Annotated in this window: 17 protein-coding genes and 1 tRNA gene; 15 read left to right on the top strand and 3 right to left on the bottom strand. The window is 62.3% G+C overall.

Annotated features, from left to right (window positions below):
• The first annotated feature begins 34 nt into the window (after positions 1 to 34).
• Entirely contained in the window at positions 35 to 1006 is a 972-nt protein-coding gene (gene dapD, locus ACVMB1_RS21500) for a 2,3,4,5-tetrahydropyridine-2,6-dicarboxylate N-succinyltransferase (protein ID WP_057015083.1), read from the top strand.
• 689 nt (positions 1007 to 1695) lie between these two features.
• Here dapD and ACVMB1_RS21495 read toward each other — a convergent pair.
• Positions 1696 to 2613 (bottom strand): MBL fold metallo-hydrolase, encoded by a 918-nt coding sequence (locus ACVMB1_RS21495; protein ID WP_141342411.1) that lies wholly within the window; start codon positions 2611 to 2613, stop codon positions 1696 to 1698.
• Between the two features lie 343 nt (positions 2614 to 2956).
• Here ACVMB1_RS21495 and ACVMB1_RS21490 point away from each other — a divergent pair, with 343 nt between their 5' ends.
• From ACVMB1_RS21490 to ACVMB1_RS21460, 7 genes are all read left to right on the top strand, one after another.
• Positions 2957 to 3310 (top strand): DUF2200 domain-containing protein, encoded by a 354-nt coding sequence (locus ACVMB1_RS21490; protein ID WP_057020632.1) that lies wholly within the window; start codon positions 2957 to 2959, stop codon positions 3308 to 3310.
• A gap of 877 nt (positions 3311 to 4187) precedes the next feature.
• On the top strand, positions 4188 to 5249 hold the full coding sequence (locus ACVMB1_RS21485) for an IS481 family transposase (RefSeq protein WP_141342409.1): 1062 nt from the start codon (positions 4188 to 4190) through the stop codon (positions 5247 to 5249).
• 169 nt (positions 5250 to 5418) lie between these two features.
• Entirely contained in the window at positions 5419 to 6423 is a 1005-nt protein-coding gene (locus ACVMB1_RS21480) for a TRAP transporter substrate-binding protein (protein ID WP_028342401.1), read from the top strand.
• A gap of 320 nt (positions 6424 to 6743) precedes the next feature.
• Positions 6744 to 7316, top strand: coding sequence for a TRAP transporter small permease (locus tag ACVMB1_RS21475; RefSeq protein ID WP_057020631.1), 573 nt, complete (start codon positions 6744 to 6746; stop codon positions 7314 to 7316).
• Complete coding sequence (locus ACVMB1_RS21470) at positions 7316 to 8599, top strand: TRAP transporter large permease (RefSeq protein WP_076834271.1); 1284 nt, start codon at positions 7316 to 7318, stop codon at positions 8597 to 8599. Before ACVMB1_RS21475 ends, ACVMB1_RS21470 begins: the two co-directional genes overlap by 1 nt.
• Before the next feature lie 162 nt (positions 8600 to 8761).
• The gene (locus ACVMB1_RS21465) at positions 8762 to 9352 is read left to right on the top strand and encodes a Spy/CpxP family protein refolding chaperone (RefSeq protein WP_028332421.1); all 591 of its coding nucleotides are present in this window, start codon (positions 8762 to 8764) and stop codon (positions 9350 to 9352) included.
• A 164-nt stretch (positions 9353 to 9516) separates the two neighbouring features.
• Positions 9517 to 9592, top strand: a tRNA-Lys gene (locus ACVMB1_RS21460).
• 197 nt (positions 9593 to 9789) lie between these two features.
• Here the strand turns inward: ACVMB1_RS21460 and ACVMB1_RS21455 are convergent.
• Positions 9790 to 10257 carry a hypothetical protein gene (locus ACVMB1_RS21455; RefSeq protein WP_456849249.1) on the bottom strand — a complete coding sequence of 156 codons (468 nt, stop codon included), beginning with the start codon at positions 10255 to 10257 and terminating at the stop codon, positions 9790 to 9792.
• Positions 10258 to 10700: 443 nt separating this feature from the next.
• Between ACVMB1_RS21455 and ACVMB1_RS21450 the strand changes: the two genes are divergently transcribed.
• From ACVMB1_RS21450 to tenA, 7 genes are all read left to right on the top strand, one after another.
• Complete coding sequence (locus ACVMB1_RS21450; protein ID WP_141342408.1) at positions 10701 to 11741, top strand: 2-keto-3-deoxygluconate permease; 1041 nt, start codon at positions 10701 to 10703, stop codon at positions 11739 to 11741.
• 29 nt (positions 11742 to 11770) lie between these two features.
• Positions 11771 to 12757, top strand: coding sequence for a four-carbon acid sugar kinase family protein (locus tag ACVMB1_RS21445; RefSeq protein ID WP_456849247.1), 987 nt, complete (start codon positions 11771 to 11773; stop codon positions 12755 to 12757).
• Complete coding sequence (locus ACVMB1_RS21440) at positions 12684 to 13079, top strand: nucleotide-binding domain containing protein (RefSeq protein ID WP_456849245.1); 396 nt, start codon at positions 12684 to 12686, stop codon at positions 13077 to 13079. Before ACVMB1_RS21445 ends, ACVMB1_RS21440 begins: the two co-directional genes overlap by 74 nt.
• Positions 13076 to 14074: a 4-hydroxythreonine-4-phosphate dehydrogenase PdxA gene (pdxA, locus tag ACVMB1_RS21435; protein WP_057020626.1), complete on the top strand. Its 999-nt coding sequence runs from the start codon at positions 13076 to 13078 to the stop codon at positions 14072 to 14074. Before ACVMB1_RS21440 ends, pdxA begins: the two co-directional genes overlap by 4 nt.
• 151 nt (positions 14075 to 14225) lie before the next feature.
• Positions 14226 to 14993: a DeoR/GlpR family DNA-binding transcription regulator gene (locus tag ACVMB1_RS21430; protein WP_057020625.1), complete on the top strand. Its 768-nt coding sequence runs from the start codon at positions 14226 to 14228 to the stop codon at positions 14991 to 14993.
• 140 nt (positions 14994 to 15133) lie between these two features.
• Positions 15134 to 15916: a C13 family peptidase gene (locus ACVMB1_RS21425; RefSeq protein ID WP_245311791.1), complete on the top strand. Its 783-nt coding sequence runs from the start codon at positions 15134 to 15136 to the stop codon at positions 15914 to 15916.
• A gap of 737 nt (positions 15917 to 16653) precedes the next feature.
• The gene (gene tenA, locus ACVMB1_RS21420; RefSeq protein ID WP_092083090.1) at positions 16654 to 17328 is read left to right on the top strand and encodes a thiaminase II; all 675 of its coding nucleotides are present in this window, start codon (positions 16654 to 16656) and stop codon (positions 17326 to 17328) included.
• Positions 17329 to 17348: 20 nt separating this feature from the next.
• On the opposite strand, the gene ACVMB1_RS21415 is transcribed toward tenA, so the two are convergent.
• A complete protein-coding gene (locus tag ACVMB1_RS21415) occupies positions 17349 to 17516 on the bottom strand; it encodes a hypothetical protein (RefSeq protein WP_156436544.1) in 168 nt (55 codons plus the stop codon).
• Between the last annotated feature and the right edge of the window lie 67 nt (positions 17517 to 17583).

Here is a 17583-nt window from a genome sequence, read left to right as displayed (position 1 = left end):
CATGACGTGCAGGATCGCAGTGTGAGAAATTCAGATGACGATGGAGCTGAGGGGCGCGAGAGGCGAGGGATTTGCGACGATTGCCGCTGATGGGCGCGTGCTGGATTCCTGGTTTCTTCAGCTGCGCCTGGTCGCGGAGGCCGACAAGACGGCAACGGTCCCTCTCACGAAGGACGAGGTCAGCAGATCGTTGGGCGAGTCGGCGGACGGATATGCGCGACACGACGACATTCGCAATGTCGACATCGTTCCAATCCGTGCAGAAATTGGCTCCCTTGCATCTGCGCCGACGGACGTGCACGACGCGTATCTTCGACTCCATCTGCTGAGCCACCGGCTCGTCCAGCCGAATTGTCTGAACCTCGAGGGAGTTTTCGGTCTCTTACCTAACGTTGCCTGGACGACCCTCGGTCCCTGTGAGTGCTCCCGTGTACCGGACGCGCGAATGGAGGCACGAAAGCGTGCCCTCGCATTCGAGGTGACAGGCGTGGATAAGTTTCCGCGCATGACCGATTATGTGACGCCAGCGGACGTGAGAATTGCAGATGCGGATCGCGTAAGGCTCGGCGCCCACTTGGCCCCGGGCACAACCGTCATGCATGAAGGCTTTTGCAATTTTAACGCGGGCACGCTCGGTCCCTGCATGGTCGAAGGCCGGATCAGCGCCGGCGTGGTTGTGGGAAGCGGCAGCGACGTTGGTGGCGGAGCGTCGATCATGGGCACTCTGTCCGGAGGAGGGAAAGAGAGGATTACAGTCGGTGAGCGCTGCCTGATCGGAGCCAACGCCGGTATCGGCATTTCATTGGGTGACGATTGTATCGTCGAAGCGGGCTGTTATGTCACGGCAGGCGCGCGCATCCTTTTGGAAGATGGCCGAGTCCTGAAAGCCAAAGAACTCTCGGGCCAGAAGGGCCTGCTTTTTCGTCGGAATTCCCAGAGCGGCGCTCTTGAGGCAACCAAGCGTACGCCAAATTGGGACGGCCTCAACGCGCAACTTCACAGCTAGTGTCCCGAATCCGAAGTTCGCATCATTTGCCGCACCTTCGGAGCGAACTTCGGATTCGATAAGGACACTAGCAAACTTATGATTCTAGTGTGCTTTATGAATGCGAAGTTCGTGAAAGTGGCTGCCGCGAAATCGCACGAACTTCGCATTCAGCACACTAGTCCCCGTCCGTCAGGGGACGATCACCACTCGGATTGCGATCTGTTTGGCGCGATCGCTGTTCACCACCAGTATGGCCACCGCCACGCCTCATAGAGGCGCCACGACGACACCAGGGGCGGGGCGTATGGATCGACCCGGTCGTCTTCAGGGCGATATTGATATCGTGGAACAATATAATAGTCCCACGGAGTTGGCCTTATCACGGGCGTCGGGATAATGACCCTCCTTGGTTCATGAACGACTTGTGCCTTCCGCGCCCGGGCTTCAGCACCAGACGTCCCGAGGTTGCACAGCACGAGGGCCGCTCCGAGAGCGCACGCGACGGTCATTATCTTCATGCATCGGCCTCCTTTGCCTGAGAGTGCAAAAGGACTCAAAGCAAGGCAAGCTAATTCGCTCTCGGCCGGCTTGAATGACTGCTTGTGGACCGTAGCCGACCTTTGCTCAGAAGGGCCGCGCGGAAGCCGGAGCCCGCCCCCATGATCGATATGAGTACGCGCCCCGGTTCGGCTCTAACTCGACAGGTCTCAGTAGTCCCAGAACACCGGCACCCAACGGAAGGCGTCACCCTCGACCGCGACATGTCCAACGGACGGGAACGGCATATGCGTGGCAACCAGCAACTCGCGGTTCGCCGCCAGTTCCCGCAACAGACTGATCCGGGCGCGGGCCGCCTCTTCGGGATCGTGTTCGAAGCCATTGTGCCATTCGGGGTGCTCGAACCCGACCGCGAACACGAGGTCACTGGCGAATGTCAGCCGGTCGCCGCCGGACGCCAGACGAACGACGCTGTGGCCGGGAGTGTGGCCGCCGCTGCGACGGACGACCACTCCGGGCGCCACCTCGTGCTCCTCGTCGAACAGCCGCAGCTGGCTCTGGTATTCCTTCCTGAACCGCTTGGCCGTCGCACGAAGCGCGTCGGGGAAACCCGGCGGCATCGAGACGCGGGAGAAATCGGGCGCCTCCCAGAACTTGACCTCGGCAGCCGCCACATGGATCCGCAGGTCCGGACGCAGCCGCTCCTTCACGCCCTCGACGAGCAGCCCGCCAACGTGGTCCATGTGCATGTGGGTCAGCACCACGTCGGTCACGGACCCAAGATCGATGCCGGCCGCCTCCAGTCGCTTGACCGTCTGCCCGGCCTTCGGCAGGTGCACGTCCGGGTCCGACCCCAGCCCGGCGTCGACGAGGATGGTTTTCCGGCCGCTTCGCACCACGACCACGTTCAGCGCCCAGTCGAACGCGTCCGGCGGCAGGAACATGTCGTCCAGCCAGGCCGCGCGGACGGCCGGCTCGGCATTGTGCGCCAGCATCTTGGTCGGCAGCGGCAGCACCCCGTCGCTGACGACCAGCACGTCGATCTCGCCGATCTTCAGCGCGTAGCGCGATGGCACCAACTCGTTTGGCCCCGGCTGACCGGCGTGCGAGACATTGTCGAGGTTCATGCTTGCTGAGTATTGCGGATCATCTGGTTCATCGTTGAAAACTCCTGCGTTCGATCCTGATGTTCGATCCCGGCGGGCCGCATTGTTTCCGCCCGTGGATTGGACATGGTGGTGATCTAACGGATCGGGTGGGGCGCCGCCCCAGAGTGGTTGCCGTCGCTGTAGAGCGATTGCTGCCAACGCATGCGGGCCGCCGCACGCGAGCGCTGGGGACGAAACGGGAGGCAGCAAGCCATCGCCATGCCCCTAGCCACGTGCGACACTTCGGATTGGCGAAGCCGGTTCAACTCAGGACTAATATCTCCTCGTCGAGACCCCGGAATACGAACGTTCGGAGCAATTCATGGCCAAGCATCGGATCTATACAACGAGCTTCGCAAGCGTTTACCCGCTCTATGTCGCGAAAGCGGAGAAGAAGGGACGCACCAAAGCGGAGGTTGATCAGGTGATCTCCTGGTTGACCGGCTACGGTTCGAAGGAGCTGGAAGCTCAGTTGGAAAAACAAACCGACTTCGAAACGTTCTTCGCAAAGGCGCCTGAAATGAATCCTTCGCGGGCCTTGATCAAGGGCATGGTGTGCGGTGTCAGGGTTGAGGAAATCAAAGAGCCGACCATGCGGGAAATTCGTTACCTGGATAAACTGATCGATGAGCTGGCGCGTGGAAAGGCCATGGATAAAATCCTGCGGAGGGAATGACGCCTGATCGACCGGATTCCGTTCGCCGGCGAGGCGACACCGGACGCTGGTGCGTCGCCCGCAATGACGAAAGGACCGGGGAGGGCCGCTACCACTGAGTTGCCCGACGGCGCAAGCCTTCGCAGCAAAAATATTTCGCTTTATCCGAAGTGTGGCTCGGTGTATGGTCTGCCCGTCTCACCCGACACGAGGGGCGCTTCGCCGTCGTCACGAACGTGGGTCGAGATGCGGTGGACGCCGATTGCGCAGTTGACGAACGTGCATGAGGCGGACGGTGAAGTCGTGTGGTCCTGACGCCCTAGCGGCAGGTGTCTTTTCCGATTGCGCAGTGCGCGTTGCGAAGACGGTGACAACCAAGCCCAGTCTCGCCGGGGAGAGCACGAAGTAAGCCGTAGCCCATCGCGCAGGGAAAGCCGGGTTGTTTCCGGTTACACCTGTGGTCCTACCCCCGAGCTTTCTACCCATTGCTCGGGGCCCATGGGTGCGATCGGCACCCGGCTTTCCCTGCGCCCTCTGCTTGAGGTGAGGGCGGAACAAGATGCAAAGCTCGGACGCAATGCGCCGCGAGACTGCGGAAGCATGAGCCACACGTGGTCCAACACATTCAGTGTCGTCTTGGCGTCAGTGTCGTCATGGCGAAAGCCAGGACCCATTACCCCAAATGAGACTTGTTGTGCGATGCTGGGGCCACGACCTCGTTCACAATCAAATGCGGTGGTAATGGGTCCTGGCTTTCGCCAGGACGACAACGAAGAGTCATATCTGCAAGATTTGCAGCGGCGTATGGATCTCTGCTTTCGTGTTTGGTCCCTGCAGATTGGTTGGATGGAATCGGTGTAGAACGAGGCGTGGCCTTTGTTAGGGAGCGCCTCGTGTCATGGAACTGAGCTTGCACGCGAACGCCACGACGACGCCGAAGACACGTGCCTACATCCAGCGCAGCCGGAAGTCGGTCGCTCAGTTGGCGGCCGAGCTGGGGGTCAGCGAGACCACGATTTATCGCTGGCGCAGCCGCACGACGGTCGAAGACCGCTCGCACCGGCCGAAGAACCTCACGACCAGCCTCTCCGCGGTTGAAGAAAGGGCCGTTTGTGAACTACGGACATCGCTCCAATTGCCGCTGGACGACATCGTTGAGGTGATGCGGCGATGCATCAACGCCAAGCTGTCCCGTAGTGCTATTCACCGCTGCCTGCAGCGCAACGGCATCAGCCGGCTTGCCAAGCCTGACAAGCCCAAAGCCGGCGTCTTCGAGAATGCCAGTATCGGCTTCATCCATATCGACGTGAAGTATCTGCCGGCACTGCAGCGCCGCACCAGCTATGCCTTTGTCGCCATCGACCGAGCCACCCGCTACGTCTTTGTCGAGGTCCATTCCAGGCGGGACGGAGCGACCGCGACCGGTTTCCTTAAGCGCTTCCTGGCTGATTTTCCGCACCAGGTTCACACTATCCTCACCGAAAACGGTGCCGAGTTCACCGACCGCTTCGCCGTCGACAAGAAGAACAAGCCGCCCGGGAAGCCTTCCGGCGACCACCCCTTTGATCAACTCTGCCGACAGTGCGCCATCCAGCATCGCCTGACCAAGCCCTACCATCCGCAGACCAACGGACTCGTCGAACGTTTCAACCGGCGCATCGCCGAAGCCATTGGCCGCGAACACAAACGGGGCAGCGCGCGCCGTACCTTTGTCAACCACGCCGACCGCGACACCTTCATCGCCAAGTTCGTCCACGACTACAATCGGACCCGCCTCAAATGCCTCGGCTACCTGGCGCCAATCCAGGCCCTCGCCAATCACACGGGACCGAACACTTTCGCAGGGGCGACAGCCGGCAAGAAACACGCGCAGCATTCGCGCCCGGCGAACCCGCCATTGCCAAACCTCGCATTGACCTCATTGCCGTGGCCGGGCACAGCGTGCGGGCGGTGTCATTGAACGGTCGCAAGAGCCGAAGGGGATACCGCCGCATCGAATTTTGCGGTGCAGCAATGGTGCAATTGGCCCCTGCTAAAGGGGCAATGGCAATCGTCTTTGCTTGTCTGTAATGGTGCGACCGGATGTCTCGGGGCCGGTATTCGCGCTCCGCAATTACGCGGGAGGAAACATGCGTAAACTCATATTGGCTGCGGCGTCGATCGCGGCTTTGACCTTTGTCGGGCCTGCGGCGGCGCAGTCGCCGATCGTTCTCAAATTCAGCCACGTGGTGGCCTCGGATACGCCGAAGGGCAAGGCGGCCGACAAGTTCAAGGAACTCGCCGAGAAGTACACCGGCGGCAAGGTGAAGGTCGAGGTCTACCCGAACTCGACGCTTTACAAGGACAAGGAAGAGCTCGAGGCGCTGCAGCTCGGCGCGGTGCAGATGCTGGCGCCGTCGAACTCGAAGTTCGGCCCGATCGGCATCAAGGAATTCGAAGTCTTCGATCTGCCCTACATTCTGCCCGACCTGAAGTCGCTGCGGAAGGTCACCGACGGGCCGCTCGGCGCCCAGCTGCTCAAGAAGCTGGATTCCAAGGGCATGACCGGTCTCGCCTATTGGGACAACGGCTTCAAGCAGATGAGCGCGAACAAGAAGCTGGTCGCGCCCGCCGACTACAAGGGGCTCAAGTTCCGCATCCAGTCGTCGAAGGTGCTGGAAGCCCAGTTCCGCGCGCTCGGCGCGATCCCGCAGGTGATGGCATTCTCCGACGTCTACCAGGCGCTGCAGACCGGCGTGGTCGACGGCCAGGAGAACACCTGGTCGAACATCTACACCCAGAAAATGCATGAGGTGCAGAAGTACGCCACCGTCACCAATCACGGCTACATCGGCTACGTTGTGGTCGTGAACAAGAAGTTCTGGGACGGCCTGCCGGCCGATATCCGCGAGCAGCTCTCCAAGGCAATGAAGGAAGCCACCGAGTTCGGCAACAGCCAGTCGGCCAAGGAAAACGACGACGCGCTCGCCGAGATCAAGAAGGCCGGCAAGACCGAGATCGTCGCGTTGACGCCGGAGCAGGACGAGGCAATGCGCAAGGCAATGATGCCGGTCTACAAGGACGTTGCCTCGCGCGTCGGCCAGCCGCTGATCGACGAATTCCTCAAGGAAACCGGCCGCAGCCCGATGAACTAGCTGCGATGCTTCGCCGCTGAGGCGATGCCAGACGAGCTCCCTCTCCCCGTTCTTGCGGGGAGAGGGTTGGGGTGAGGGGCCTTCTCCGCGAACGCGGCTCCAGATGTGCTCGCGGAAGCTCCCCCTCACCGGAAATTCAAGCTGCGCTTGAATTTCGACCTCTCCCCGCACGCGGGGCGAGGTAGATCGGAGGCAGCTCCGATCGACGGCAACAGTCACGCGGGACTTGAACCGCAAACATAGTGAACGCCGCGGCCGCGTGAGGTCGCGGCCAGGGTGCCGTGGCCGGTTGCCGCATCAGGCCATGACAGGGGAGATCAATGCTGCTTAAAATTCTGGACCGGCTCGAGGAAATCATCATCGCGAGCCTGATGGGGGCCGCGACGCTGCTGACCTTCGTCACGGTCGTGCACCGTTTTCTGGTCGACGTTCCCGTGCTCTATCCGTACCTGTTCGGCATCAATCTCGCATGGTCGCAGGAACTCTGCATCTACATGTTCATCTGGATGGCGAAGTTCGGCGCCGCCTATGGCGTGCGCGCCGGCGTCCATGTCGGCGTCGACGTCCTGATCAACCGGCTCAACGATTTCTGGCGCAAGCGCACCATCACCTTCGGCCTGCTCGGCGGCGCGCTATTCACCGGGATCGTCGGGACCATGGGCGCGAAATTCGTGTTCGAATTGATGCATACCGACCAGGTCTCGCCGGATCTCGAGATCCCGAGCTGGATCGTCTACGCCTGCATTCCGCTCGGCTCCTATCTGATGTGCTTCCGCTTCCTGCAGGTGTGCTGGAATTACTGGTGGACCGACGACCTGCCGCACCATGACGCCTCCCATGTCGATGGCGTCGAGACCAGCAAGACCGCGCCCGTCGCGCTTGGAGAAGCGTGATGAGCGCCGCACTTATTTTCGGACTGCTGTTTGCCCTGATGCTGACGGGCATGCCGATCTCGATTTCGCTCGGCCTGACCGTGCTCACCTTCCTGTTCACCATGACCGAGGTGCCGATCGAGAGCGTCGGCCTGAAGCTGTTTTCGGGCCTCGACAATTTCGGCATCATGGCGATCCCGTTCTTCATCCTGGCGGGCACCTTCCTGACCCGCGGCGGCGTCGCGCGGCGCATGATCGCGTTCACCACCTCGCTGGTCGGGCATCTGCCCGGCGGCCTTGGGCTGGCCGGCGTCGCGGCCTGCGCGATGTTCGCGGCGATCTCGGGCTCGAGCGTCGCCACCGTGGTTGCTATCGGCTCGATCATGATGCCGGCGATGGTCGATCACGGCTATCCGAAGCGGTTCGGCGTCGGCGTGATCTCGACCTCGGGCGCGCTCGGCATCCTGGTGCCGCCCTCGATCATCCTGGTGCTCTACGGCGTCTCCACCAACACCTCGATCGGCGCGCTGTTCATGGCCGGCATCGTGCCGGGCGTCGTGCTCGCGCTGATGCTGGCGGCGGTGACTTTCTTCGTCGCACAGCGCAACGGCTATCCGAAGATGCCACGCGCGACCATCGGCCAGCAGTTCACGGCGTTCCGCGAAAGCATCTGGGGCCTGCTGCTGATCGCGATCGTGCTCGGCGGCATCTATGGCGGCATCTTCACGCCGACCGAAGCGGCCGCGGTCGCCGCGACCTATGCCTTCTTCATCACCGTATTCGTCTACAAGGAGCTGAAGCTCTCAGAGGTGCCGAAGGTGCTGCTGCAGGCGGCGAGCATGAGCTCGATGCTGCTCTACATCATCACCAACGCGGTGCTGTTCTCGTTCCTGATGACGCACGAGCAGATCCCGCAGGAGATGGCGGCCTGGATCATCGACAAGAACTTCTCGGTCTGGATGTTCCTGCTCGTCGTCAACATCATCCTGCTGCTCGCCGGCAACGTGATGGATCCGTCGTCGATCCTCCTGATCATGGCGCCGATCCTGTTTCCGCTGGCGACCAAGCTTGGCGTGCACCCGGTGCATCTCGGCATCCTGATGATCGTCAACACCGAGGTCGGGCTGTGCCACCCGCCGGTCGGGCTCAACCTCTACATTGCGAGCAGTATCGCCAAGATGGGCATCAGCGAGATCACCATCTCGGTGTTGCCATGGCTGTGCGCGATGCTGGTGTTCCTCGGCCTGATCACCTACGTGCCGGAGATCTCGCTGTGGCTGCCGCGCTTGCTCGGCATGATCTAGCGCAAACAACAGACATCCAAAGCGCGACCTCGCGCCTTGGATGTTTCTGCGGTGCAATGAAAGCGGATTACATCTTGGTAACAGAGCTCTCTCTGTCCAATCCGTAAGTTGAAGGCGCGGGCGGGCGGCATCATGTTCGAGCAACCTTCAAAGGAGGTTCGTATGAAGAAAGTTCTGCTCGCCGGCATCGCGGCGCTCACGATTGCCGGTTCGACCGCGGTCTATGCCCAGCATCGTCCCTGGTTCCACGGCCATATGCGGATGAGCCCCGAGGATCGGGCCGCCTTCCTCGACGCGCGGATCGCCGCCGTCCACGCCGGGCTGAAGCTCAACGCCGATCAGGAGAAGCTGTGGCCGCCGGTTGAGGCCGCGGTGCGCGACTTCGCGAAGATGCGGCTCGATCGTGCCAATGCGCGGATGGCCGCCGAGAAGACCGATGCGGACAAGTCGCAGAAGCCGGATGATCCGGTCGCCCGCCTGCGCGAGCGCGCCGGCAACATGGCGGCGACCGCGACGTCGCTGACGAAGATCGCCGATGCCGCCGACCCGCTCTACAAGACGCTCGACGACAACCAGAAGCGGCGGCTGAGCATGCTGACCCATATGGAAGGGCGCGGCTTCGGCGCCGAAGGCTGGCGCCGCCACCGCCTAGAGCGCGGCATGGACCGCTGGGAGCGCGGCGGCCGCGGCTTCGATCACGACCGTTTCGACCGCGACGATGGCCCTGATCAGGAGCGCTCCGGCCGGCTCTGAGCGCCGTCCGCCGGCACCCTCGCCAAGCCTATGAAAGGCCGCCGGATTCCGGCGGCCTTTCGGTTGTCAGAAAGTCGGGAAAACTTGCTTGAGCTTGCTGGACATCGGGGAATCGCTTTGCTAAACGACCGCTCTCTTGCGAGGGTCATTTCCGGACAAGTTCCGGGCGCATAGCTCAGTTGGTAGAGCAGCTGACTCTTAATCAGCGGGTCCCAGGTTCGAGCCCTGGTGCGCCCACCAAGCTTTTCAATAGCTTAGGTTAGCCCTCGTAGTTGTCATTCCGACAAACGGCCGCGTCTATTCCGACAAACCGGCTGCTTTTGTTCGCTTCTCGCGGCGCTTCCGGGTCCCCGAGATCAGCTGTTTACGGGTCCGCTTTGCATAGATCGGCAATTGCCGTGCAGACCTGTGGCGGCCGGCTGCGGCGACAATGTCCTTCACGACGCTGCGCAGGTAGCGGAGGTCCTTGCGCTCAGTATCCACGGTGGCGGAGTACGCGACTTGCGGTGCGCGCGATCGCGCCTGAAGACCAGACCCGAAACCGTGACCTGCTTGATGGCATCGAGCTCGGCCATCAGTTCGGGGAAAAGTGATTCGCCCCGATCATCGAAAAGCGGCCACCAGGCTTCCTCGCCGTTCTTCGGATGCACGATCTTCACGCTATTGGGCCGCTCCTTGGGGCGGTAGTGCGAAATCTCAAAAGCTCCGACGACATGCTCCTCGCGCTGCAACCACTCCGTCAGCCCGTGAGACCGCCAGCTGTCGAAGGCCGGCAGAAGAACGTACTCGGCGCGCTTAACGGCCGCATTGCAGTTCTCACCGAGTGCCTTCGCCTTGACGTGACACCCTTGCGCACGTGCCGACGTTGGAAGCTCGAAGAAGTAGGTCCATCGGCCGTTGCGCAACGGCTTTCGCCTGCAATACCGAGGCAATCTCAGAGCGGTCTTGGGAGGTTTCGTGCTAGCGCCCGAAGAAAGCTTGCGCGAGCGCGACGACTTACAGGCCGACGTTCCGCTGGCTGAGGCAGTATCCCGCCTGCGGCGAGGGCCCGGCCGGGCACCCTTGCGGCCGAAGCATGCGACGGTCGGGGCTTCGGTGGGTGTTGCCCCAAGTAAGCGTTTCGAGCATCTGCGCGATGAGCACCATGCCCAACCTCTCATGACCCAATTCCCTGGCATTCTCCCGCGAGCAAAATCAATCGCATCTGACGGAGCGAATGTTTTGCGCGAAATGCGCAATAAGTCTTGAATACTGCGCGATATGAGCATATACGGCCGGCGTTTGCTCGTTTTTATAGCAAAACGCGCAAAATGATCGGAAGTGCGCGGTGTGCGGGAGGACAACAGAAATGCAGGTTCCAATTAAGCGGGCGATCGAGAGCGTGCCGGGCGGGATGATGGTGGTCCCTCTGTTGGTCGGGGCGCTTATTGCCACCTTCTTTCCCGATACCCCGAAGCTTTTTGGCTCCTTCACCGGCGCACTGTTCTCTGGCGCGCTGACAATTCTCGCCGTGTTCTACGTTTGCATGGGCGCGAGCATCGACTTCCGCGCGACCCCCTACATTGTGAAGAAGGGCGGCACCCTGCTGATCGTGAAGGTTGGCGTGGCCGTTGTCCTCGGCCTGATCTTCGGCCGCATTTTGGGAGAGACGCCGGTCGCAGCTGGCATGTTCGCGGGTGTCTCGACGCTCGCGATCGTCGCCGCCATGAACGACACCAATGGCGGTCTCTATATGGCGTTGATGGGCCAATATGGACGTCCGCGTGACGTCGGCGCCTATACCGTCATGTCGCTGGAGAGCGGTCCTTTCCTCACCATGATCACTTTGGGCGTCGCCGGCCTCTCGGCATTTCCATGGCAGACCCTCGTGGGCGCTATCCTGCCTCTGGTGGTGGGTATGATCATCGGCAATCTCGACAGAGAGATGCGCGACTTCCTGAGCCGCGCGGTGCCTGTGATGATCCCGTTCTTCGCCTTCGCGCTCGGCGCCGGCCTCGATCTGTCGAAGGTTTGGCAGGCCGGCCTGCTCGGCCTCGGCATGGGAGTGGCCGTGGTGGTTGTGACCGGCATCCCGCTGTTCCTCGCCGATCGCATCACTGGCGGGAATGGTGTCGCGGGTGTTGCGGCGGCCTCAACGGCCGGTAATGCGGCGGCCGTCCCGGCGATTGTCGCCGCGGCGAATCCAGCCTATGCGGACGCGGCGCGGCCGGCGACTATCCTCGTCGCGGCGTGCGTCGTGGTTACCGCAATCCTCGTGCCGATCGTCACCGCCTGGACAGCCCGCGTTGTTGGTCGCGACGTCGAGGAGCCTGCAGAAGAGAACAACGTGGCTTCTGCCGGCAAGATGACCCCCGCGGCGCGCTCGGTTGTCACTGAGGCAAGTCACTGAGGCAAAGTCACTGAAGCAGGTCGCTGAAGATGGCCCCTAAAGCGTTTTCGAGCGAAGTGGATACCGGTTCGCGTCAAGAAAACGCGTCAAGCCAAAGCTGGCTGATCGTCGCTGACGATCTCACCGGTGCCGCGGACTGTGCGATCGCCTTCGGCAGAAGGGGGCGTGCGGCTGCGGTGACGTGGGGTGAGGTGACCGACGCGTCGGGCTACCAGCTGCCTGTCCTGGCCTACGATGCCGCGAGTCGAGGCCTTTCGGCCGAGGCCGCTGCAGCCCGCCATGCCGATGTGCTGGCGCGCCTTTGCGAAGACGGACGTATTCTTTTCAAGAAGATTGACTCGACGCTGCGGGGGCAACCTGCAGCGGAGACTGCCGCCGCGCTTGCGCATCTCAAGTCACGGTCGGGTCCGGCCCTTGGCGTGTTCGCGCCGGCCTTTCCGGCCACCGGCCGGACCACCATCGACGGGCGTATCCTGGTCAGAGGCCGCCCCCTCGAGGAGGCCGAGGTCTGGCACCGCGACCACACCTACCCGAATGCCGATCTTGTCGACGTTCTCGCGACCGCGGGCGTTCGCGGTGAGAAGGTCAAGCTCGCTGCCGTGCGCGGTGGCGATCTCAAAGCCACGTTCGCGAGGCTCGCCTGGGAGGGCGACGTGGTCGCGGCCTGTGACGCCGAGACTGAACACGATCTGCGTTTGATCGCGGAGGCGAGCCTGCATGCATCGCCCGCAACCTTCTTCATCGGCAGCGCCGGCCTCGCGCATGCGCTGGCCGGCCTCGAAGTCAGCCATGCCGTCGAGCCGCTGCGCATTCCCACGAGCGCATCCGGCACCCTGATCGTGGTGGGCTCGCTCGCCGGCGCATCTCGCGCCGCCGCGCGCGAGCTGGAGGCGACCGGCACCGTGGCGCATTTCCCGGTCGCGCCGGAAACGCTGCTCAACGATGGTGCCGGCCGCGGCGGCGGTCGCCGCGGACGTGATGAAACGACTTGCCGGCGGCGGCGATACACTGGTTGAGATCATGATGGATGATCACCCCGACATGTCGCTCGGCCCGCAGCTCGCCAAGGGGCTCGCCGACGCTCTTGAGGCCGTCGCACCCGCGATCGGCGCCTTCGCTGCGACCGGCGGCGAAACCGCCGCGGCGATGCTGTCGCGCTTCGGTGTCAACGGTATCCGTCTTGCCGACGAAATCGAGCCGGGCGTGTCGCTCGGCCTTACTCTTGGCCGATTGTCTGTTCCGATCGCCACCAAAGCGGGCGCGTTCGGTGACGAGAACAGCCTCATCCGCATCAGCGAGCGGCTTCGCGCCGTCCGAACCAGAGGAAGTTTCATATGACTCGTCCGACCATTGCGATCACCATGGGAGATCCGGCCGGTATCGGGCCCGAGGTGATCATGAAGGCGCTGGCGCAGCCGCAGGTGCGGGCGATCTGCAATGCGCTGGTGATCGGCGACTCCAACCGTCTGCGCAAGGCCGGTCAGATCGTCGGCGTGCCGCTTGAAGTCGATGCGTTGAGCGACGCGAAGCAGGCGAATTTTGCGTCGAAGGCCGTGCAGTGCGTTGACCTGAAGCTGGTGCCGGACGATCTGCCGTTCGGCAAGGTGTCGGCGACGGCAGGTGAGGCGGCATATCGCTACATCGAGAAAGCCGTGCAGGTGGTGCAGGCAGGGCTCGCGCAGGGCATCTGCACCGCGCCGCTTTCCAAGGAAGCGCTGCATGCGGCCGGCCACAAATATCCCGGCCATACCGAGCTCCTGGCGCATCTGACCGGCACGCCGGAAGTATCGATGATGCTGGTGTCGCCGAAACTCCGCGTCATTCACGTGACCACGCATATCGGCCTGCTCGATGCGATCGAGAAGATCGAGCCCGGCCTCGTCGAGCGTGTCATCGCACGCGGGCATGACGTGCTGGTGCGCGCCGGCGTCGCCAATCCGAAGATCGGCGTCTGCGCCATCAATCCGCATGCCGGCGAGAACGGGTTGTTCGGTCGCGGCGAGGAAGCCGCGAAGATCGCGCCGGCCGTGGAAGCCTGTCAGCGCAAGGGCTGGGACGTGCACGGCCCCCTGCCTGCCGACACGCTGTTCTTCCTGGCCGGCCGCGGCGACTACGACATGGTGGTCGCGATGTATCACGATCAGGGCCATGGACCCATCAAGGTGCTGGGGCTGGAAGCCGGTGTGAACATCACTGTTGGTCTGCCGGTGATCCGCACCTCGGTCGATCACGGGACCGCCTTCGACATCGCGGGCAAGGGCATCGCCGACGAGCGCAGCCTGATCGAAGCGCTGCGGCAGGCGGTCGATCTCGCGCCGAAGAAGGCGGCTTGAGAGGGCTGCGCGGGCTCCTCAGGATGAGGAGCGAGATGCGCGTTAAGCGCAGACATTGCGCGGCCGATGCATCGTGGTATCCATCGGCCGTGCCGCGAAGCCGATACGGTCGAGCTCGGCTGACGGCAATGAATCCGCGGGCTGAGGTTCGATGTCGATGCGCAGCAAGGAGCGTCACGCTCGTCTGTTGGAAGCACTGAACGCGGGAGAGATCGATGTCGACGATCTCGCGCGGCGCTTCGACGTTTCCGCTTCCACCGTGCGGCGCGACTTGCAGCATCTTTCCAAGAACAATGCCGTGCGCCGCACCTATGGCGGCGCCATTCTCACCGCCCACGCGAACGAGACAACGCTCGAGCAGCGCCTCGCGGTTCAGGGCAAACAGAAGCAGGCGATCGCGCGCGCGGCGATCGATCTGATCGAGGATGGCGACACGCTGATTCTCGATGCCGGCTCGACGGTCGCAGCCTTCGGCCGACTGCTGCAGCATCGGCGGCTGCGCATCATCACCAACAATCTTGCGCTGCTGCCCTTCTTCGCCAAGGCTCCGAGCATAGAGCTTGTGGTGTTGGGCGGCGCGCTGCGCACCACCAGCATGAGCACCATGGGGCCGCTCGCCAATGAGGCGTTGCGGCGCATGACCGCGGACCGCGCCGTCGTGAGCGCCGACGGCGTGGTGAATGGCCGTGGCCTGTGCGAAGCGGATCTCGAACAGGTCGCACTGAAGTCGCTGATGATGCAGCAGTCGAAGGAAGTCATCGTTCTCGCCGACGCCAGCAAGCTCGGCCGCGCCGAACAGATGGCCTGGGCGCCGCTGCCGCCGCGCTGGACTCTGGTGACTGATGTCGGCGCATCTGAGGAGCAGTGCAAGCGTCTCGCCGACGCGGGAGCGCGCGTGATCGTTGCCGGCGTTCGCTGAGCCGGCATCGCAATTTTTCGCGTGATCGGAGAAAAATATCGACCGAGGCGGGGTTGCGGTAAGGAATCGCTGAATCGGGGCGCAATGCCGTCAACTTGAATCGCCATATGCTAGGTGGCGATCACCAAACGAGGTTCGCCATGGCGTGCAAGTCTTGGAGTGGTTCTTGGAACGGCACTTGGATCGGCTCTTGGATCAGCCGGCTTGGCGCGCCGCTCGTCGCTTTTGTTTTGACCGTCGCGCCGTTGGCTTCGCCGGTGCACGCCGTTGAGGACGCTCGCAAGGTGAGCGTGGTGTCGTTCGGCCTTTTCGGCGATCAGGGCGTGTTTAGAAGCGAGGCGACCGGCGCAGCACAGGTCGTAGCGGGTCGTTTCGGGAGCGGCCCAGTCAACGTGCAATTCAATTCGAAGAAAGGCGGAGGTGCAACGATTGAAGGCCTGGCTAAGTCCTTGCAGGCGGCGGCCAATGGGATGGACGCCGAGAATGATGTTCTGTTCTTGATTCTCACCTCGCACGGCTCCCCCGACGGGCTTGCAATCAAAGCCGGGCGGCTTACGCAAACGCTCACGCCGTCCCATCTCGCCGCCATGTTGGCGCGGACCGGCATGCGATACAAGGTGGTGGTCATCTCTGCCTGTTATTCCGGGGTCTTTATCCCTCGTCTCGCGAACCCCGATACGTTGGTCATCACCGCGGCCGATGCCGACCATTCATCGTTCGGCTGTCGGGACAAAGCCAAGTGGACCTACTTCGGCAACGCCTTTTTCAATGTCGCACTCCGGCAAGCCAGAAGCCTGAAGAACGCCTTTGTCGTTGCACGCTCGCTCGTCCAGCAGCGAGAACTGCGCGCTCGCTTCGAGCCGTCGAATCCCCTGATGGCAGGCGGCGCAAACGTGCAGCCGTTGCTCATTGCGCGTCCTTGAGAACCGGCCGCGTTTGCGGCCGGCGCCGGTGGGTGCCGTCAACCTCGTCCATGTTGATCTGGTCACCGCATCGCGCCGCATGTCTGCTACTGGCCCAACACAGCCTGGGCCCCTTAGCGGACTTGATTGGCGTTATGGCTGACTTCCGCTTTGCCGGAGATAGCCGACTTCACCGCCAAAGGGAGAGACTGCTTCTGTCGGTGCCTCTCCGTCGGCCGAAGGCGAGGATCGTGGATGGCACTGTCGCGTCCACTCATTTAGCAGGTGAGCTTGCCTGACGCCGTTGCGAACTTTGGTGTGAACGAAAACAGCACGTATCTGGTGCGGTTTCTGGTGCGGTCGTCGCGCTGCGGGCAACGGGAACGAAGTAAGCTATTGATCTCATTGGCGGGCCCGGCAGGACTCGAACCTGCAACCAGACCGTTATGAGCGGTGGGACAATCGTCGCCGCTGTTAAGTTTCCTGCCTTTTCGTCGAATTCGACCACGTTCGCCGCCCTTCGTGCGAGTTGTTATTGGCGCGAAACTGGTGCGGATTGTCTGTAGTCGAATCTTGGACCAGGACGTTGCGTTCTGTAGGTGATAACGTGAGAACGCACTCAAGCCCAGCGATCGACGGCAAGCGACCTCCATACGGCAGCGTGCCGGCAGATCGCCGCGGCCGGCCAAGGTCAGCCTCATAATGCAGGCTATGGGAAGTAATCAAAGCGGTTCATGACAAGCCAGGCGAAACATAACGTGAGTTTCTGGGAGCGTCTAAAGACAGAGGCATCTGCTGAGTGGCGCGCCTACACCGAGCATCCCTTCACGAACGGATTGGCAGACGGCTCGCTCGCCGAACCGGCATTTCGTTATTATCTTGCTCAGGATTACTTGTTCCTCATCGAGTTCGCGCGCGCCTACGCGCTCTCGGTCTACAAATCGCCCAAGCTTGCCGACATGCGTGAAGCAGCGGCCGGTCTTTCGGCCATCCTTGATGTCGAGATGAACCTTCATGTGACACTCTGTGCCGGTTGGGGTCTGTCCCCAAGCGACCTTGAACAGACCCCTCCGGCGGCCGAGATGCTAGCCTATACTCGCTACGTGCTGGATGCTGGAATGCGCGGCGATCTGCTGGCACTCAAGGTGGCGCTGGCCCCATGCGTGATCGGGTACGCGGAGATCGCGAAGCGGCTGGCTGCACAACCCGATGCGAACGCTGCGACGAACCCCTATCGCGTGTGGATTGCCGAGTACGCTGGTGCGCCATACCAAGAGGTCGCGGCGAAAGCGGGAGCACACTTGGAACGTCTCGCTGATCTCTACGCCACCCCGGCCCGCGAGGCAGAGCTGATTGCGATCTTCAAGGAAGCTACTCGTCTCGAGGCAGACTTCTGGGAGATGGGCTGGCGCGCGGGCCAGCGTGTCGAATAGCGCTTCGGAAACTGTCATGCTTATAACCTGAAGGTCATCGGTTCGAATTTGTTGGCAAAGCTATCCGCAGATTTGGTCTCAATTGGGCTCTCTTTGATGATTTTGGTGGGTCCGGCAGGACTCGAACCTGCAACCAGACCGTTATGAGCGGCAGAATAGCGATCAGCTTCGTCGCCTTTGCCGCGCATTCGGTCGCTTCTGCTCGCGTTTGTTACGTTTTGATGATGTCGCTCCCGCTTTGGTCGCCAGCCAGCG

This window comes from Bradyrhizobium sp. USDA 4504 (genome assembly GCF_054063995.1).
Note: the sequence above shows the minus strand (reverse complement) of the source record. Positions and strands in the feature narration are given on the sequence as shown.